The organism is Pseudomonas sp. BYT-1, from assembly GCF_023611805.1.
Classification (GTDB): Bacteria; Pseudomonadota; Gammaproteobacteria; order Pseudomonadales; family Pseudomonadaceae; genus Aquipseudomonas; species Aquipseudomonas guariconensis.
Genome location: NZ_CP072559.1, coordinates 2,858,524 through 2,874,955 on the forward strand (window position 1 = coordinate 2,858,524; position 16,432 = coordinate 2,874,955).

Annotated in this window: 15 protein-coding genes and 3 pseudogenes; 9 read left to right on the top strand and 9 right to left on the bottom strand. The window is 56.9% G+C overall.

What is annotated here, in order from left to right; genetic code table 11:
* The first annotated feature begins 47 nt into the window (after window positions 1–47).
* Both J5X93_RS13160 and J5X93_RS13165 read left to right on the top strand, forming a co-directional pair.
* Window positions 48–464, top strand: coding sequence for a hypothetical protein (locus tag J5X93_RS13160; RefSeq protein WP_250035942.1), 417 nt, complete (start codon window positions 48–50; stop codon window positions 462–464).
* Between the two features lie 102 nt (window positions 465–566).
* Complete coding sequence (locus J5X93_RS13165) at window positions 567–1,037, top strand: hypothetical protein (RefSeq protein WP_250035960.1); 471 nt, start codon at window positions 567–569, stop codon at window positions 1,035–1,037.
* Window positions 1,038–1,127: 90 nt separating this feature from the next.
* On the opposite strand, the gene J5X93_RS13170 is transcribed toward J5X93_RS13165, so the two are convergent.
* The 3 genes and pseudogenes from J5X93_RS13170 to J5X93_RS13175 all read right to left on the bottom strand — a co-directional run.
* Window positions 1,128–1,907, bottom strand: coding sequence for a DUF4113 domain-containing protein (locus J5X93_RS13170; protein WP_250035978.1), 780 nt, complete (start codon window positions 1,905–1,907; stop codon window positions 1,128–1,130).
* Between the two features lie 51 nt (window positions 1,908–1,958).
* Window positions 1,959–2,084, bottom strand: a pseudogene (locus tag J5X93_RS28565) (hypothetical protein); the annotation flags it as partial.
* Between the two features lie 163 nt (window positions 2,085–2,247).
* Window positions 2,248–2,547: pseudogene (locus J5X93_RS13175) on the bottom strand (DUF4113 domain-containing protein); the annotation flags it as partial.
* 92 nt (window positions 2,548–2,639) lie between these two features.
* Here J5X93_RS13175 and J5X93_RS13180 point away from each other — a divergent pair.
* From J5X93_RS13180 to J5X93_RS13200, 5 genes are all read left to right on the top strand, one after another.
* Window positions 2,640–2,984, top strand: coding sequence for a winged helix-turn-helix domain-containing protein (locus J5X93_RS13180; RefSeq protein ID WP_149415142.1), 345 nt, complete (start codon window positions 2,640–2,642; stop codon window positions 2,982–2,984).
* Window positions 2,985–3,090: 106 nt separating this feature from the next.
* Window positions 3,091–3,888, top strand: a complete 798-nt coding sequence (modA, locus tag J5X93_RS13185; protein WP_149415143.1) for a molybdate ABC transporter substrate-binding protein — start codon at window positions 3,091–3,093, stop codon at window positions 3,886–3,888.
* A 3-nt stretch (window positions 3,889–3,891) separates the two neighbouring features.
* Window positions 3,892–4,566 carry a molybdate ABC transporter permease subunit gene (gene modB, locus J5X93_RS13190; protein WP_149415144.1) on the top strand — a complete coding sequence of 225 codons (675 nt, stop codon included), beginning with the start codon at window positions 3,892–3,894 and terminating at the stop codon, window positions 4,564–4,566.
* Window positions 4,559–5,683 (top strand): ABC transporter ATP-binding protein, encoded by a 1,125-nt coding sequence (locus tag J5X93_RS13195; protein WP_149415145.1) that lies wholly within the window; start codon window positions 4,559–4,561, stop codon window positions 5,681–5,683. Before modB ends, J5X93_RS13195 begins: the two co-directional genes overlap by 8 nt.
* Window positions 5,684–5,777: 94 nt before the next feature.
* Window positions 5,778–6,575: a sulfite exporter TauE/SafE family protein gene (locus J5X93_RS13200; protein WP_149415146.1), complete on the top strand. Its 798-nt coding sequence runs from the start codon at window positions 5,778–5,780 to the stop codon at window positions 6,573–6,575.
* A gap of 275 nt (window positions 6,576–6,850) precedes the next feature.
* Here the strand turns inward: J5X93_RS13200 and J5X93_RS13205 are convergent, their stop codons facing one another.
* Both J5X93_RS13205 and J5X93_RS13210 read right to left on the bottom strand, forming a co-directional pair.
* Complete coding sequence (locus J5X93_RS13205; protein ID WP_032860787.1) at window positions 6,851–7,297, bottom strand: hypothetical protein; 447 nt, start codon at window positions 7,295–7,297, stop codon at window positions 6,851–6,853.
* On the bottom strand, window positions 7,287–8,189 hold the full coding sequence (locus J5X93_RS13210) for a hypothetical protein (RefSeq protein WP_250342651.1): 903 nt from the start codon (window positions 8,187–8,189) through the stop codon (window positions 7,287–7,289). Before J5X93_RS13210 ends, J5X93_RS13205 begins: the two co-directional genes overlap by 11 nt.
* Before the next feature lie 281 nt (window positions 8,190–8,470).
* On the opposite strand from J5X93_RS13210, the gene istA reads away from it, so the two are divergent.
* Together istA and istB are read left to right on the top strand one after the other, a co-directional pair.
* On the top strand, window positions 8,471–9,985 hold the full coding sequence (istA, locus tag J5X93_RS13215; protein ID WP_218816148.1) for an IS21 family transposase: 1,515 nt from the start codon (window positions 8,471–8,473) through the stop codon (window positions 9,983–9,985).
* A 17-nt stretch (window positions 9,986–10,002) separates the two neighbouring features.
* The gene (gene istB / locus J5X93_RS13220) at window positions 10,003–10,758 is read left to right on the top strand and encodes an IS21-like element helper ATPase IstB (RefSeq protein WP_250034212.1); all 756 of its coding nucleotides are present in this window, start codon (window positions 10,003–10,005) and stop codon (window positions 10,756–10,758) included.
* Between the two features lie 891 nt (window positions 10,759–11,649).
* On the opposite strand, the gene J5X93_RS13225 is transcribed toward istB, so the two are convergent.
* The 4 genes and pseudogenes from J5X93_RS13225 to J5X93_RS13240 form a co-directional block, all read right to left on the bottom strand.
* On the bottom strand, window positions 11,650–12,678 hold the full coding sequence (locus J5X93_RS13225; protein WP_050161940.1) for an IS30-like element ISPsp8 family transposase: 1,029 nt from the start codon (window positions 12,676–12,678) through the stop codon (window positions 11,650–11,652).
* A 369-nt stretch (window positions 12,679–13,047) separates the two neighbouring features.
* Entirely contained in the window at window positions 13,048–14,784 is a 1,737-nt protein-coding gene (locus J5X93_RS13230; protein ID WP_149415147.1) for a site-specific integrase, read from the bottom strand.
* Window positions 14,777–15,322 (bottom strand): annotated as a pseudogene (locus J5X93_RS13235) (site-specific integrase); the annotation flags it as partial. The pseudogene J5X93_RS13235 and the gene J5X93_RS13230, both read right to left, overlap by 8 nt.
* 30 nt (window positions 15,323–15,352) lie before the next feature.
* Window positions 15,353–16,381, bottom strand: a complete 1,029-nt coding sequence (locus J5X93_RS13240) for an IS30-like element ISPsp8 family transposase (protein WP_050161940.1) — start codon at window positions 16,379–16,381, stop codon at window positions 15,353–15,355.
* Window positions 16,382–16,432 lie beyond the last annotated feature (51 nt).

Here is a 16,432-nt window from a genome sequence, read left to right on the forward strand (position 1 = left end):
AGTTGCCGTTGAGCTGTTGGACGACCACAACATCTAGGGTTTGAGCCATGAAATTGAAAACACCAGACGCTGACGACAAAAGCGAAATTGCAGGCCGGTTTTATCAGGCCACTGACTTGAAGATGGCCATCGAGGCCGGCCATCTGAAAACCATCGACGAAGTGCTGTCGTGGGCCAAGGCCAATGCGGTGGAGCTGGACGCGTTGATGCAATTGCCTGTATGGGTGATCGCTGATAACGCCTGCATCGATTTCAAAGCCTCAATCGAACACAGCCGCGGCGCCAAACCCGCGCAAGAGCCGGAATTAGTTGTCTTCGCGGAACGGCTTGATCGTGTGAACTGCCCTTTCTGTCGCGTAGAGCAACACCCGAATGCGGCGCACCCTAAGGGTGGCGACTATCAGTGTGATGAGTGCGAAAGTGTCTTTCGCGTAGCGCCTAAACCGTCGATCACCATCAACTGATTCAGTCACGGAAAGCGGCACCGCCCAAGCCCAGCCATCGAGCTGGGCAGCGGCAGTAGTAGGGGGCGGTTTCGGCGCCCAGGATCGAGGAGGATAGAGCCCATGAAGGACAAAGACCCAATCGGCGAAGCGGTCGCAGCAGCGCTTAAATCGCACCCGCCGTTGATGCAGGTAGCAACCCAGGACCTGGCAGTCTTGCAGCGTCAGGAAAAGCTCCAGCAGTTGAACGTTGCTCTGCAAGGGCTTTGGGAAGGACTCAATGTCACACCTCGCTACGTCGAACGTGTGGAGCCCATCGACCCGCGAGACGACGAAATCCACTTCACCTTCACGCTCGAAGAGGAAGACATTGCCGATCAATTGATTCGCGCTGCACGAAGGGCGTTGGCCAGTTTCGGGGCTGAATATTGGCTGCCCCACTACCATCCCCGTGCGGCCCAGTTCCGCCAGGAAGAACACATGCAATTCAAGGTTCGTAAAAGCTTGATCGTTAGCCACCTGTACTGGGGCGTGTCCTTCATTCTGTGTGAACCGGAGGAAGGTTACTCGGTGGTAGAAGACCACCAACCCTGAGTTCGATGAAAACGCCGCCGATCTCTATCGAGCCCGCCATTGCGCGGGCTTTATTTTACCCCACCGCCCTCTTGGAGGATGCTTTGCACTTCAACTGCATTTGACCTGCCACAGTTGCTCCCAGCTGGTCATGTAACTGGGGCTTAGGAGTGCCCGGCGCATCCCCCAGTCCGGCGTCAGCGGAACGGCAGCGGTGCGCAAGCAGTCATGACCCCAGCGACGGTTAATTTTATCCATGGTGGCCATAAGCGCGTCGGAGCGCTCAGGCTGGCCCGGGCTGAAAAGGTCCAGCGAGAACTCCCCTCGCTTGCGCAGATCCATCAGCAAGACTTCGGCCTTGCTGTACGCGAAGCCTGGCCGGTAGATCTGCTCGACCGCCTGCAGTGCGCATTTGGTCAACTGGCGTACGTCATCGGTGGGGTAGGGCGGTATACACGTTGCTGAGTTCGCATACTTCGGCCCATCGCCGTGAAACGAAGTCTGAATGCCGATCCGCATAGCACCGCACAGTGAGCGCTGCATGCGCAGTTTCTCAGCAGCACGGTGAATGTACGTAGCCAACGCCTCCTGCAGGCCTTTCAGCGTGTGTACGCGCTGTCCGAACATCTTGCTGGAGCAAATCGATTGCTTGGGCGCAACCGATTGCTCCAGGTCCATACAGGATTCGCCTTGCAGCTCACGTATCGTACGCTCGAGCACGACGCTGTATTTACGGCCCATTGCCCGTGCGTCTGCTTGCGACAGCTCCCAGGCCGTACTGATCCCGTCGCGTGCCAGGTTATCGCGCATGCGACTGCCGACACCCCAAACCTCATCGACAGGCATACGCCGGAGCAGCCATTCGACCGCCTCTGGTTTGCGCAGATCCACTACGCCTCCAGTCTTCTCTCGCCACACCTTTGAGGCGTGCTGAGCGGCTTTGGCCAAGGTTTTGGTATGCCCTATGCCGACACCCACTGGCAGCGCAGTCCATTGCAGGACACGGGCTTGAATGGCCCGGCCTACATCAATGATCGGCTCGGGTAGGCCATCAAGACTGCAGAACAACTCATCAACTTAAAGGAAAGATGTCAACCCATGGACATCGGTTTGAATGAATATTTGACAGGGTTTAGATCAGGTGTCCGATGTCCATAGACCACACGCATTTTTCACAGAAATGGATCAAGTGGTGTCCATGGCAAATACGCGAATTTTGTGGCGACGAAAGCTAGCGTGACCAAGATGAGCCCGCTCCAATAGTCCAAAGCTCATCCAGCCTGGTTGTATAACTGGGGCTCTTAAGCTCTCTCCTCATACCCCATTCAGGTGATACAGGGACGCTGGCAGTCCGCAATGTACCTCGCCCCCACTGGGCATTTATCTCATCCAAAACATTCATCACTCACCCGCTTGCCTCTGGCTGTGATGTCGCGAATAGGTCGCCGGTGAATTCGTTAGGCTGCCGCAGATCCATCAGCAGTATCTCCGCCTTGCTGAATTTGAACCCCTCCTGGAACAGCTCGTTTATTCCATGTCGCGTAGGTCATTAGCGTATCAAAGGTAAGCCTCAGGCGTCGTTCTATGGTTTGATGCATCCATCCGAACCAGACTCACACTTGCATGAAAACGCTTGATCTAAAAATTCGTCTGCGCTGCGGCGACGACATCGCTATCGGGCCTGGCAAAGCTGATCTTCTCGCGGCGATTCAAGAGGCGGGCTCAATAAGTGGTGCCGCCCGTCTCCTAGGGATGTCCTATCGACGTGCCTGGCTACTGGTGGAAACCATGAACCGCTGCTTTCGGGAGCCTTTGGTGTCGACGTCAGCCGGTGGTCGTCATGGCGGGGGAACCCAATTGACCGCTACTGGCGAGCAAGTGCTTAAGTCTTACCGCGACCTCTGTGTTCGCGCCTTGGCTGAAATCGAAAGCCATATGGGCGAAATTACGGCCTTGCTGGTCACCTAAAACTCCTACAAAGCATAAATTTCTCGCTGAGATGTGGACTGAGGATCGTTGTATATGGAAGGATACGGCGCTTTGTATACAATCCGTCACTCATTTGGAGTTGAGAATGCCGATCCTCACACGCATAAGAAAATGGACATTGGGCCTCTCATTGGTTTTAGCCGCGCCAGTGCTGGCCTTCGCCGATGTCACACCCACCGTGGCTGCCGCTGCCGACTTGAAATTCGCGTTGGAAGAAGTAAATACCCAGTTCAAGGCTGACACTGGCAAAGAGATACGTCTGGTATTTGGTTCGTCGGGTAACTTCTTTCGTCAGATCAGCGAGGGCGCTCCCTTCCAGTTATATCTTTCCGCCGACGAGGGATATGTTCAGCAGCTGAACACAGCAGGTAAGACGGTCGATGAGGGCACTCTGTACGCACTGGGCAGGATCGTGTTGATGGTGCCTCACGGCTCAACCCTGAAAGCCGATGTTCAGCTCAAGGATTTGCGGGCTGCATTGGCCGACGGTCGAATCAAAAAATTCGCCATCGCCAACCCTGAACATGCCCCCTACGGCCTGCGTGCTGAGGAGGCGTTGAAACATGCCGGTCTTTGGGATGCAGTAAAGGACAAGCTGGTACTGGGTGAGAATGTTGTACAGGCCGCTCAGTTTGCCACCTCGGGCAATGCTCAGGGCGGCATTATTGCCTATTCCCTGGCGCTCGCACCTGACGTCAGTAAGCTCGGCGAATATGCCCTGATCCCTGCTGAATGGCACGAGCCGCTGCGTCAACGTATGGTACTACTCAAGGGCGCCGATGAAACGACGCAGGCGTTCTACCGCTATGTCCAAGAGCCCGCTGCACGCAACATTATGCGCAAGTACGGCTTTGTTTTGCCGAATGAAGAGAAGGCTCAGTAAGCCATGGATTGGTCAGCATTGTGGCTGTCTCTCAAGCTGTCCTTCTGGACAATGCTGATCCTCCTGCCCGTCGGTATATGGGCAGGTCGTAAACTGGCCTGGTCGTCATTTCGTGGAAAAAGCCTAACGGAAGCGTTATTGGCGTTGCCACTGGTATTGCCACCGACTGTGCTCGGCTTCTACCTGCTGATGTCGATGGGAAGACGCTCGCCTGTTGGCCAGGGCTACGAGTCACTGTTTGGTCACCAGCTGACATTTTCTTTCGAAGGTCTGTTGGTGGCCTCAATAGTGTTCAACCTACCATTCGCTATACAACCCATGCAGCGGGCCTTTGAAGGTGTCGGTCAGGATATTCGAGAAGCGGCTCGCTGCTGTGGTCTTTCATCCTGGCGCATATTGTTGCGGATCGAGCTGCCCCTGGCATGGCCCGGCATTCTGTCGGCGCTGGTGATGACATTCGCCCATACACTGGGTGAGTTCGGCGTGGTGCTAATGGTCGGGGGTAGTATTCCCGGTGAAACCCGCACCATCGCCATCTCCATTTATGACAGCGTTCAGTCCTTTAACGACCGCGCAGCGGCCCTCATGTCGTTGGTGCTTTTGCTGGTTTCACTGGGCGCTATCAGCCTGTCCTACTTTGCTACTTCGCGTTTAAATCGGAGCGCTCGCCATGGTTGAGCGCAAACAAGGCCTCTACCTTAAGGTGCAGCAGGACGGCCCCATCGCGCTGGATGCCGAACTGGCATGTGAGCCCGGCGAAGTGCTTGCGCTGGTCGGCCCCTCAGGCAGTGGCAAGTCCACGCTGCTGCGCTGCATTGCCGGGCTGTACTCCCCTGAGCAAGGTCGAATTCAGTGCGATGGTGAAAGCTGGTTTGATAGTCACACTCGGCACTTTGTCCCGACTGCGAAACGGCGCATCGGCATGGTGTTTCAACATTACGCCCTGTTTCCGCACCTCAATGCGCTGGAAAACATCATGGAGGCCATGCGCGAGCTTCCACCAGAGCAGAGACGTAACCGGGCCCATGCTTTGATTGAACGCGTGCACTTGAACGGTTTAGCGCAACGCCGCCCTCATGAACTGTCTGGTGGTCAGCAGCAGCGTGTCGCCGTGGCGCGAGCGCTAGCCCGCGAGCCTAAGGTGCTGCTGCTCGACGAACCTTTCTCAGCCGTGGATCGTGCGACCCGTGAGTCGTTGTACAACGAGCTGGCCGAACTACGTCGTGAATTGCGCATGCCGGTGGTGCTTGTTACCCATGACTTGGATGAGGCGACATTGCTGGCTGATCGGATGTGCATTCTTGCAGCGGGTCGCACCTTGCAAGAGGGCCCGCCTGACCAGTTGATGCAAGCGCCTGCAACTACCGAGGTCGCCAGATTGGTAGGGATGCGCAATGTGTTTGCTGGCCGAGTTATTGAGCATACGACGGCTTATAGTCTTCTTGATTGGCGTGGGCAGGTACTGAAAGTAAGTGCGCAACCACAGTGGCCAGTCGGACAGGTTGTAGGTTGGGGTTTGCCAACCTCTGACGTGCTGCTGATGCCGCAAAAGCATGAGCCTGGGGAGATGGACAACACTGTTCTGGTTGAAATCGAGCGCCTGTTGTCCTTGGGCGAACACATACGTGCTCTGCTGCGCTCGGGTGATGATCTGATTGCGATGCACGTACCGCGACACCTTGCGCAACGATACGAACTGGCGGAGGGGCAGCAGATCAGAATCCGCTTACGCGGAGAGACCATACATCTGATGTCCCAAACCGCGACCAGCAAACAGGAACCTCTGGACGCGTAAACGTAAAGGCGAAATGTTTTTATCGGCTCCTTCGAATCGGTCTTTTACGCATTCAGGTCTTACACCTTCGATACCTAAGGACGAATGTCTAGCGATGACTTCAGATCGAGAAAACAAAAAAATAACTGTATTTGGTAGCGGTACGGTCATTGGTGCATTAGGTGGCCTGATCGGGTTGGGGGGCGCAGAGTTCAGACTTCCACTTCTTATTGGCTTGTTTGGCTTTGGAGCGCTGGAGGCAATCATCCTCAATAAGGCAATGAGCCTCGTTGTCGTAGCCACAGCCTTACCATTCCGAGCATTCAGTGTTCCCTACACGGCAGTCTTTGAACGATGGGACATTATTGTCACGCTTCTCGCTGGAAGCCTTGCAGGCGCCTGGTTCGGTGCAGGATGGGCGACGAAGCTTAAAAGTAAAACCCTGTACCGTATTTTGGCAGTGCTGCTCGTAGGTATTGCCGGCGCTCTGTTGTTTGGGCACGAGACAAGTTCTACCGGTGTGGCCCTGTTTCACGGCGTGCTACTGGCTATTGTCGGAATAGTGGTCGGCTTCGGTATCGGAGTGGTTGCGGCTCTGATGGGTGTCGCCGGCGGCGAGCTGCTGATCCCGACAATCGTTCTTCTGTTCGGAGCTGACATCAAGCTCGCTGGTAGCCTGTCGCTAGCTGTAAGCCTGCCCACCATGATTGTGGGCTTCACGCGCTACAGCCGCGACCAGAGCTTTTCTATCATTCGCGCTCAACGGCCCTTCATCTTGGTCATGGCAACAGGCTCCATTATTGGGACATTCATCGGTGGGCAACTGTTAGGTCTGATCCCAACGACATACCTGCTCCCGTTGCTTGCCGCCATCCTCCTGATCTCATCGGTCAAAGTATGGCGGCATAGTTGAAGACCACTCTGTCTCTAAGTCCGTGCGCGAGTCCGAACGACCGGACGTTCAAATGAATAGGCATGAAGGGCTGCTTTTGGCAGATAGCTGCCTGTTTCCATCGGCGGATCGCAGCCAGTAGCCAGGAAGCATCTAGCCCGGAGCTGCCGGCTGAGACTCATCAATCTAGCAGAGCGCTCAGTTCCTTCCGCTCGCCGCGTCAAGGTTGAGCAGCAGAGTGGTCGGAATAGGCCAGTCCCTACACCCAGGCGACTAGCTGCATACGCGCTGTTATCTCAAAGCTTTCTCGGCCCGCGAGGATCCAACGAAATTATATTTGACGCAGGCAACTGCCGCTCAAGCTCAGCGATACGGTCATACAGCTCAATGATTTTCGTATCCGCTTCGCTCAATAAACTTGCGAGTTGGTCGCGCTGCCGGGCTACTTCCTCAATCCGATCACGCAGGGCGCGGCTTTTCTGGCGGGCGAGAAGATTTACCTGGTTCAACGAAGGAGGTCGCTCCTCCGCATTTTGTTCCACGTAGGTTTTTATCTCAGCGATGAGACTCGGGAAACGAGATTTCTTAAGCGCCGACGGATCGCTCCCGGCCTCTTTGGCCACGTTGTTCTGAGTGACCGGTGTCCCCTTCGGTAGAAGCTGTGGCCTATTGAGTTTCAGGCGCTCAAAAGCATCACGATATTGATCAGCCGCGCTGCGGCGAGCAGGGAGTTCAACGTCCATTTGCGCTCCCTACGACACGACGAAAGCTTGCTACGCTTCGCTGTTGAGCCATCAAAGATTCCATTAGCGGACTTCCATCCTGAGCAGTAACAAGCCGCTCTTTGAGTACGTGTTCAAGATCATCTACCGCACCCAATCGTTCTGAGTCATACAGCACATCAGGGCAAGGTTTTGCATCCACTGAATCACCACCCCCGCAATGGGCAATGTTGTCAATTCCGCCGTACGGACAAGGTTCACGACTCGAACAAACGCCGAGAATTATCGGGCGACAGGCGACCGCGCCTTTCTTTGCCAAACCAATCATCTTCTTCGCATCCTCTGGCGAAATCAGCCGAACGATCTCAGCCTTTCGTTTGTCTCCATGGGGACTGACAAAACGCTCACTCGTAAGCTGCTGTAACTCTCTTCCAAGCGTCTCGTACATTGTGCGAACGTACAGAGTGTGAGCCTTTTCCTCTAGACGCATCCGCGAGTGATTTTGTCCGTAGTAAAGGCTCATCGCTCGTGTGACGTGCTTGAGCTGGTACTGAAGCGAAGCATCACTTACGAGCCCGGAAGCTTGCATGTTCACTGCCCCAGTTCTACGCAACTGATGCCAAGCCAACGGCCATACAGCGCCCGCTTGATACTCCTCCGGCAATGAAGGGGTAGCTAGCCGGGCCAATTTCAAATCCTCAGGCGTGATACGCAAACGTTCTAAGTCAAAGAGCTTCCCGTACCGCCCCAAAAAGTCGGAATATGACTGGATGCTCGGCCTCAGTGAGTGGTTACCTTTATTGCGCAACGAACTCCAGGGTTCGAAAGAAAAATCGGTCAAGTAACGCCCGGCGAGAACTCTCTCGGCTTCGTGAGGTGCGTGTAGTGAGCGAAACAGAGAAATAACCTCCATCGCCTTCACGGCGACCGCCACAGATGGGGATGTGACCCAAATGGCGTCCCTATCAGAGAGCGTTTTTGTCGTCTGCCTGCGGATTCCACGGTCATCTGGCCACCCATTCCATGAGCATCTGACCACCGATTCCATGGTGATCCGGCCACCCATTCCACGCGTATCCGACCACTGATTCCACGGCCATCCGGCCACTCAACCGGGCAGGCAGTAACGCAGGATTTCTTCACTACCATCGACCTCTTTTTCGAAGCAGAGAGGTCGTCGTGGAGCGTTTATCCATGCGTAAGATTCGCGAAGTACTTCGTCTCAAGTTCGAGGTCGGGCTATCGGCTCGCCAGATTGCAGTCAGTGTGCAGGTCGGTCGTGTCACCGTCGGCGATTACCTCTGTCGCTTTGCCGCCAGCGGCCTCAGTTGGCCCTGTTCGTTGTCCGATGCGGAGTTGGAGCAGCAGCTGTTCCCGCCATCGCCGGCGGTGCCCAGTGAGCAGCGGCCACTGCCTGATTGGTCTTGGGTGCACGCCGAGCTGCGTCGCCCCGGCGTGACCTTGGCGCTGCTCTGGCAGGAGTATCGCCTCAGCCAGCCGAAAGGCTTTCAGTACAGCTGGTTCTGCGAGCACTACCGGGCCTGGCAGGGCAGGCTGGACGTGGTGATGCGTCAGGAGCATCGCGTCGGCGAGAAGTTGTTCGTCGACTACGCCGGGCAGACGGTGCCGGTGATCGACCGCCACAGCGGCGAGATCCGCCAGGCGCAGGTGTTCGTCGCGGTGCTCGGCGCATCCAGCTACACCTTCGCCGAAGCCACCTGGTCGCAGCAGTTACCTGACTGGCTGGGCTCCCATGCCCGCTGCTTCGCCTTCCTCGGCGGCGTGCCGGAGATCGTGGTGCCGGACAACCTGCGAAGCGCGGTGAGTAAGAGCCATCGCTACGAGCCGGACATCAACCCCAGCTACCGCGATCTGGCCGAGCACTATGGCGTGGCGGTGGTGCCGGCGCGGGCACGCAAACCGCGCGACAAGGCCAAGGCCGAAGTCGGCGTGCAGGTGGTCGAGCGCTGGATCCTCGCCGCGCTGAGGAACCGCCAGTTCTTCTCCCTGGATGAACTCAACAGCGCTATCGCCGGGTTGCTGGAGCGGCTCAACCGACGACCGTTTCGCAAGCTGCCGGGCTCCCGGCACTCGGCCTTCGAAGCCCTGGATCGTCCAGCGCTGCGCCCACTGCCGGAGCAGCCCTACGTCCATGCCGAGTGGAAGAAGGCGCGGGTGCACATCGACTACCACGTCGAGGTCGATGGGCACTACTACTCGGTGCCGTACCAACTGGTGAAGAAACAACTGGAAGTACGCCTGACAGCGCGCACGGTGGAGTGCTTCCACGCCAATCAGCGGGTGGCCAGCCACCTGCGCTCAGCGCACAAGGGCCGGCACAGCACACAGGCCGAGCACATGCCCAAGAGCCATCGCGAGCACGCCGAGTGGACGCCGCAACGGCTGATCCGCTGGGCCGAGCAGACCGGACCGAACACCGCCGGCGTGATCGGCCACATCCTCGAACGGCGCATCCACCCGACTCACGGCTACCGGGCCTGCCTGGGCATCCTGCGCCTGGGCAAGACCCATGGCGAAGTGCGTCTGGAGCTGGCCTGCCGTCGCGCCCTCAGCCTCGGTGCGTGCAGCTACAAGAGCCTCGAATCGATCCTGCGCCAGGGTTTGGAAAGCCTGCCGTTGGCTCAAGCCAACCTGCCCCTGCTGCCGGACGACCACGCCAACCTGCGCGGCCCCGGCTACTACCACTGAACCCAAGGAAACTCACCATGCTGCCCCATCCGACCCTGGACAAGCTGCAAACCCTGCGCCTGCACGGCATGCTCAAGGCGCTGAACGAACAACTGAAAACCCCGGACATCGACAGCCTGAGCTTCGAGGAACGCCTCGGCCTGCTGGTCGACCGCGAGCTGACTGAACGCGACGACAAGCGCCTGAGCAGCCGCCTGCGCCAGGCCCGGCTCAAGCACAACGCCTGCCTCGAAGACATCGACTACCGCAGCCCGCGCGGGCTGGATAAGGCGCTGATCCTGCAACTGAGCGGCGGCCAGTGGCTACGCGACGGCCTCAACCTGATTATCGGCGGCCCCACCGGCGTGGGCAAAACCTGGCTGGCCTGCGCCCTGGCCCACCAGGCCTGCCGAGAGGGCTACAGCGTGCGTTACCTGCGCTTGCCGCGCCTACTGGAGGAGTTGGGCCTGGCTCACGGCGACGGGCGCTTCGCCAAGCTGATGAGCAGCTACGCCAAGACCGACCTGCTGATCCTCGATGACTGGGGTCTGGCCCCGTTCACCGCCGAACAGCGTCGCGACATGCTGGAGCTACTGGATGATCGCTACGGCCAGCGCTCGACCCTGGTCACCAGCCAGATGCCGGTGGACAACTGGCACGAACTGATCGGCGATCCGACCCTGGCCGATGCCATCCTCGACCGCCTGGTGCACAACGCTTATCGGATCAATCTGAAGGGGGAATCGATGCGCAAACAGACGAAGAAATTGACGACACCGAGCGCCTCAGACTAACAATGCAACCCCTGCGTCGCTGCGCTCCGACTGCCCGGCCGGATGGCCGTGGAACAGGTGGCCAGATGGCCGTGGAATGCCTGGCCAGATGAGAGTGGACTGGGTGGCCGGATGGCGTGGAATCCGCAGTCTGCCCGCGTAACAAAAAAATGTCACCGAAGCTCTTGTCGTGCTCGATGTCAAGGCACCCGGCTCGAAGATTCCATGCTTCCTCGACCCGCATGAGACTGAAGTTAAGGATGTAAGCCAATCCCGCGCCGTTGACCAGTTTCAGATAGCTAGTCAGCGCTCTTACTTGCAAGTCACCACTGCGCCCTACCCAACGTTCAAGTAGCTCAAAGATGCCGAAGCGTTTCGCGGTATCCGCAAACGCGCCGAGAAAACGAAGCCCCGTTTTAGCGCCTGATAATTGCATCTTATGGCCGCAAAAAGGCGGGGCGTTTGAGCACGCTGTTCTCTCCGAAACCCTCTGGTTATGTTCGTAAGCCGCGAAACAGAACCGATAACAAGCTTCAACCTGTTCTCGATGGGATAGGAAGTCATCAAGGCACTCTCGCAGCCTAGTAACTTGATAGCGCCAAATACGTGGCGGGATGTACGGTGTTTGAGAGGTGTGGTGAGTGGGAAAAAGCGCAGCTAGACGGGTTAGAGAGCCTGAATCCAGCAACGTAAACCCCACGGCCTCTCTGGACGCGTAAAGCTCATGCATTAACGTCAGAAACTCGGTTTTTCTCGAGGTCTGAAGAAAGGCAGGGATCCGTTCGCATACGCGTGGAAAGTGGCTTAATTCGCTGGCAAGTATTCCTGCCTCTTCGCAAAGAACAAAGAGCCGTCGCATCTGATCGAAACGCGTTTTAAGGGAGGCGGTTGCAGGAGCTGAGTGCAACACGGTCATTGAATTGAAACTGGAGCATCATGCCGCATAGCCATGGCCTTCTGCATCACCTCGCCCATAACTTCGATTGGGCATTTGAAGTCGAAGCGCTTACGCGGTCGCATATTCAGTTGCAGCGCAATGGCGTCCAGCTCCTCCTGGCTATGTACCGACAGGTCTGTGCCCTTGGGCAAGTACTGGCGAATCAGGCCGTTGATGTTTTCGTTGCTGCCGCGCTGCCAGGGGCTGTGCGGGTCGCAAAAGTAGATCGCCACGCCGGTTCTTTGGGTGATCTCGGCGTGTCGTGCCATCTCCCGGCCCTGGTCGTAAGTCATGCTCTTGCGCATCTCCAGCGGCATGCTATTGAGCGCGGCGCTGAAGCCTTCCAGCGCCGAAGTCGCCGTCGCGTCGTTCATCTTCACCAACATCAGGTACCCACTGGTGCGTTCCACCAGCGTACCGACGGACGAGGCGTTGGCCTTACCCTTGATGAGGTCGCCTTCCCAATGCCCCGGCATCAGCCTGTCTTCAATCTCCGGCGGGCGCACATGAATACTGACCATCTCGGGGATCTGGCCGCGCCGATCCACGCCACCAGAGCGCGGCCGGCGCGTCGTCTTGCCTTGGCGCAGACAGATGATCAGCTCCTTACGCAGCTCACCCACTGGCAGGGCATAGATCGCGTTGTAGATCGTCTCGCGACAGACGTAGGCATCTCTGAGGCTAGGTATGTTCATGTGGCGCAGCTTGCCGGCAATCTGTTCGGGAGACAAACGCTCACGCAGCATATGAACCACCAGTTCGAAGCGCTCGCTCCCCGGCAGCAGCTTTCGGCTCGGTCGACAGACTTGGCGGCGGGCCTTCATCTGCTCCTGGGCCGCGCGGGCCGAGTAGCTGCCACAGACATCTCGATTGCGGCGCAGCTCTCGACTGATGGTCGAAGGAGACCTATTGATCAGGCGAGCAATCCTGCGCAGGCTGAAGCCCTGGGCGTGGCCGATTTGGATGGTGGCGCGTTCTTCAACGCTGAGTTCGGTATATGACATAGGGGCAGCACCGTACCGGAAAGGTCAGGTGTTGCACTCAGTTTTTGCCGCCGCCGGATCTGTAGCCACGAGCGCCGTACGGCCCGTATAGCCACCAGCCAGTGATGATTCGAAGTAAATTTGCGTTCTTTGAGCTAATTGGCGCCGCTGATTTTTTAACTGGCCCATCACCAAAATTCAGCGTCAGTGCCTTCTTGGCCCATGGATCAAGCCTCCAAATTGGATCGCCCCAACGGCTTATTACTTTGCCCTGTGCATCAATTACGACCGGCCAATCAGGTGGCGGAGGCCAGCTCTCTGGACGGAAATTCGATGCCCCAGGAACGGCGAGAGGCGACTCGATAGAAAGCCCTAACGTCGTGAGCATATTCATAGGGAAGGCCCCGCTGTAACTTCCGCAAGCCGAATAAATCCGTCCCAAGCTGGGTGATAGTCCTCCTCAGTTATGCGAGCCAGTGCCTCTTCAACCCAAAGCCGACGCACCTCGCTACTTTCTTGAAAGAACCGTAACTTCGCACTCAGACGCTCGACCGCAAGCATCGCTGGATGGTCAGCCTCGTCAGATCTATCCGTGCAAGCTGGGCGATATCTAACTAGCTCCAAGCTCTTTAGCACTCGCAAACTACTCAGAGACCAGACGTGATCCTCGCTTTCAATATCCCGATGATTGACGCAGAAAAGGCAACCCGCAGCGTTGATACAATCGGGATCAGGAGCATTAGTCGGAGCATCCACGACCGATTCTGGTATCGGCGCCACACAAGTACCTGGAGCAGGTGAGCAAACGACGGGATCTGCTTGCCGGTGAAATCGAGTGATTTCAATCATCGCAATTTGCGGATTGGGCTCGGCGTACACACGAATCAAAGTTTCAGCGGTATGCTGTGCGATTTCCGCCACCAGTTCGGGGCGTTGCGACTCACGTAACAGCCAATTAATACGCGCCCCCCGGAGCTTACGAGGTCGAACGAATCGAACACTGGAATCGGTGCAGACGCGCGCAATAGCCGTGAACTGAGGAGCTTCTAAAACGAGACGTCCCCCAGGGCGGACGAGAGGGAAAAGAAGTCCCTCTAGATCGTCAGGAAACCACGTGTTACGCCACTCAATGTAGCGTTCGAACCACTGCTTGTAGCTTGAGAAAACGTCAAACAGCACTTCACCCTGACGGCGATTTTTGTAAGACCTCACTTGGTAACCATCAAAATGACTCGTGTAATGGTATTGGTCGATCCGAAGCTGATGCGCCTGCGACAAATTCATGCCGGTTTGTGCGATGAACATGAGCAGCTCGGCTTCGATTCGCAGATTCACTGCCGGGTATCGAGTCTCGATTGAAACGTCAGCGCTCCGAAGTTCGCGGTTTCTAAGGATGGCCGCAATCTGGAATTTGGTTTGAGGTCGAATCCGTCGTGACGCTTCCTTCTCTGTATCGCGCAGGCCGCACCAGATAGGTAGCGTCGAACCCGACCGCAACTCCACGAGGATGGGAAGTGGCCCCGCCACAGCTTCATAGGTAAGGGACGTACAGACGTCGGCAATGAACTGCCCGAATGAAAAGCTCTCTTCTAAACTTTGCTTATCAGCGCCCCCATTACTGGCCTTTCCGTTGCCTCTAGGCTTGCGGATTCGGGTGCTGTACAGAAGCGTCGAGCTTCGGCCTAGAACTCGGTCGAGCATCGTCGCAGTTAAACTTGCCGCGTCGTATAATGATCCGGCAGTTAGATATCCTTCCACGCGATGACGCTGTAGAAGATGTTCCGCCCACCCCAAGTATTCCTCCGCGACCGTATCAATGCTCAACGGACGCTCGCACTGATCCACCCACTGAAAAAACTTCCTCAACGCACCAATCTTGTTATTTGCCGAAAAGCGGCTCCTCCCGCCGACAAGGTCGTCGGTCAAACAGTCATGGAGCCCCTTCACAAGCTCTACCCGCTCCAGCAAAGGATCACCCAAAGCACCTGATGTGATTTCACTGCGTACAGTCTTCACTTTTGCCTTAGCACCACCGCTGTATAAAAGTGGTGCCAGATCCCAGGGCGTCTCATTTTTCGCGTACTCAAGCATTGGAAACGTTAGGTCTGAAAACGTCAGATTATTCATTGCTTGCTCCCTGCATCGAAGCAATCCCTGTAAACGCAGTCATGAAGCTGTTCGCAATGGCCTGCTTGGCGGGTGCGGCTTGCACAAATTTGATGTATTTGAAGGTGGTAGCCTCCGAATTTCGACCGTGAAGCAATGCATTGCTGACAGTCGCAATCACTATCGCCACATCAGTGCAATTTGCTAAAGCGAGCCTAGCTAACTCAGTTCCAAAGGTGCATCGGGATTGGTGGAAGCGAAACTTCCTGAGCGCTTTGATGCCCGACGCGATGCCTAATTTTCTAAGCGATGACATCTCAACGTTTATGGCCGAAGACTGATCACTGTTGCGACGTCCGAAAGGGTTTCCGAAACGTGTCAAGAACACTAAGTCTTGATGCTCGCCAGCAGCAGATGCCTCGCGAGTCAACCTGCGAAGACCCTTGGCGTACTCCAAGACTTCTGAACACAAAGCTTCGGGAATCCATACCTGGCCAGTTACCGCAAATTTGGTATGCACGGGCGGGGACGCACCTGGCCCTACGGATATCAGAAGCAGAGGCGGTTGCAGGAGCTGAGTGCAACACGGTCATTGAATTGAAACTGGAGCATCATGCCGCATAGCCATGGCCTTCTGCATCACCTCGCCCATAACTTCGATTGGGCATTTGAAGTCGAAGCGCTTACGCGGTCGCATATTCAGTTGCAGCGCAATGGCGTCCAGCTCCTCCTGGCTATGTACCGACAGGTCTGTGCCCTTGGGCAAGTACTGGCGAATCAGGCCGTTGATGTTTTCGTTGCTGCCGCGCTGCCAGGGGCTGTGCGGGTCGCAAAAGTAGATCGCCACGCCGGTTCTTTGGGTGATCTCGGCGTGTCGTGCCATCTCCCGGCCCTGGTCGTAAGTCATGCTCTTGCGCATCTCCAGCGGCATGCTATTGAGCGCGGCGCTGAAGCCTTCCAGCGCCGAAGTCGCCGTCGCGTCGTTCATCTTCACCAACATCAGGTACCCACTGGTGCGTTCCACCAGCGTACCGACGGACGAGGCGTTGGCCTTACCCTTGATGAGGTCGCCTTCCCAATGCCCCGGCATCAGCCTGTCTTCAATCTCCGGCGGGCGCACATGAATACTGACCATCTCGGGGATCTGGCCGCGCCGATCCACGCCACCAGAGCGCGGCCGGCGCGTCGTCTTGCCTTGGCGCAGACAGATGATCAGCTCCTTACGCAGCTCACCCACTGGCAGGGCATAGATCGCGTTGTAGATCGTCTCGCGACAGACGTAGGCATCTCTGAGGCTAGGTATGTTCATGTGGCGCAGCTTGCCGGCAATCTGTTCGGGAGACAAACGCTCACGCAGCATATGAACCACCAGTTCGAAGCGCTCGCTCCCCGGCAGCAGCTTTCGGCTCGGTCGACAGACTTGGCGGCGGGCCTTCATCTGCTCCTGGGCCGCGCGGGCCGAGTAGCTGCCACAGACATCTCGATTGCGGCGCAGCTCTCGACTGATGGTCGAAGGAGACCTATTGATCAGGCGAGCAATCCTGCGCAGGCTGAAGCCCTGGGCGTGGCCGATTTGGATGGTGGCGCGTTCTTCAACGCTGAGTTCGGTATATGACATAGGGGCAGCACCGTACCGGAAAGGTCAGGTGTTGCACTCAGTTTTTGCCGC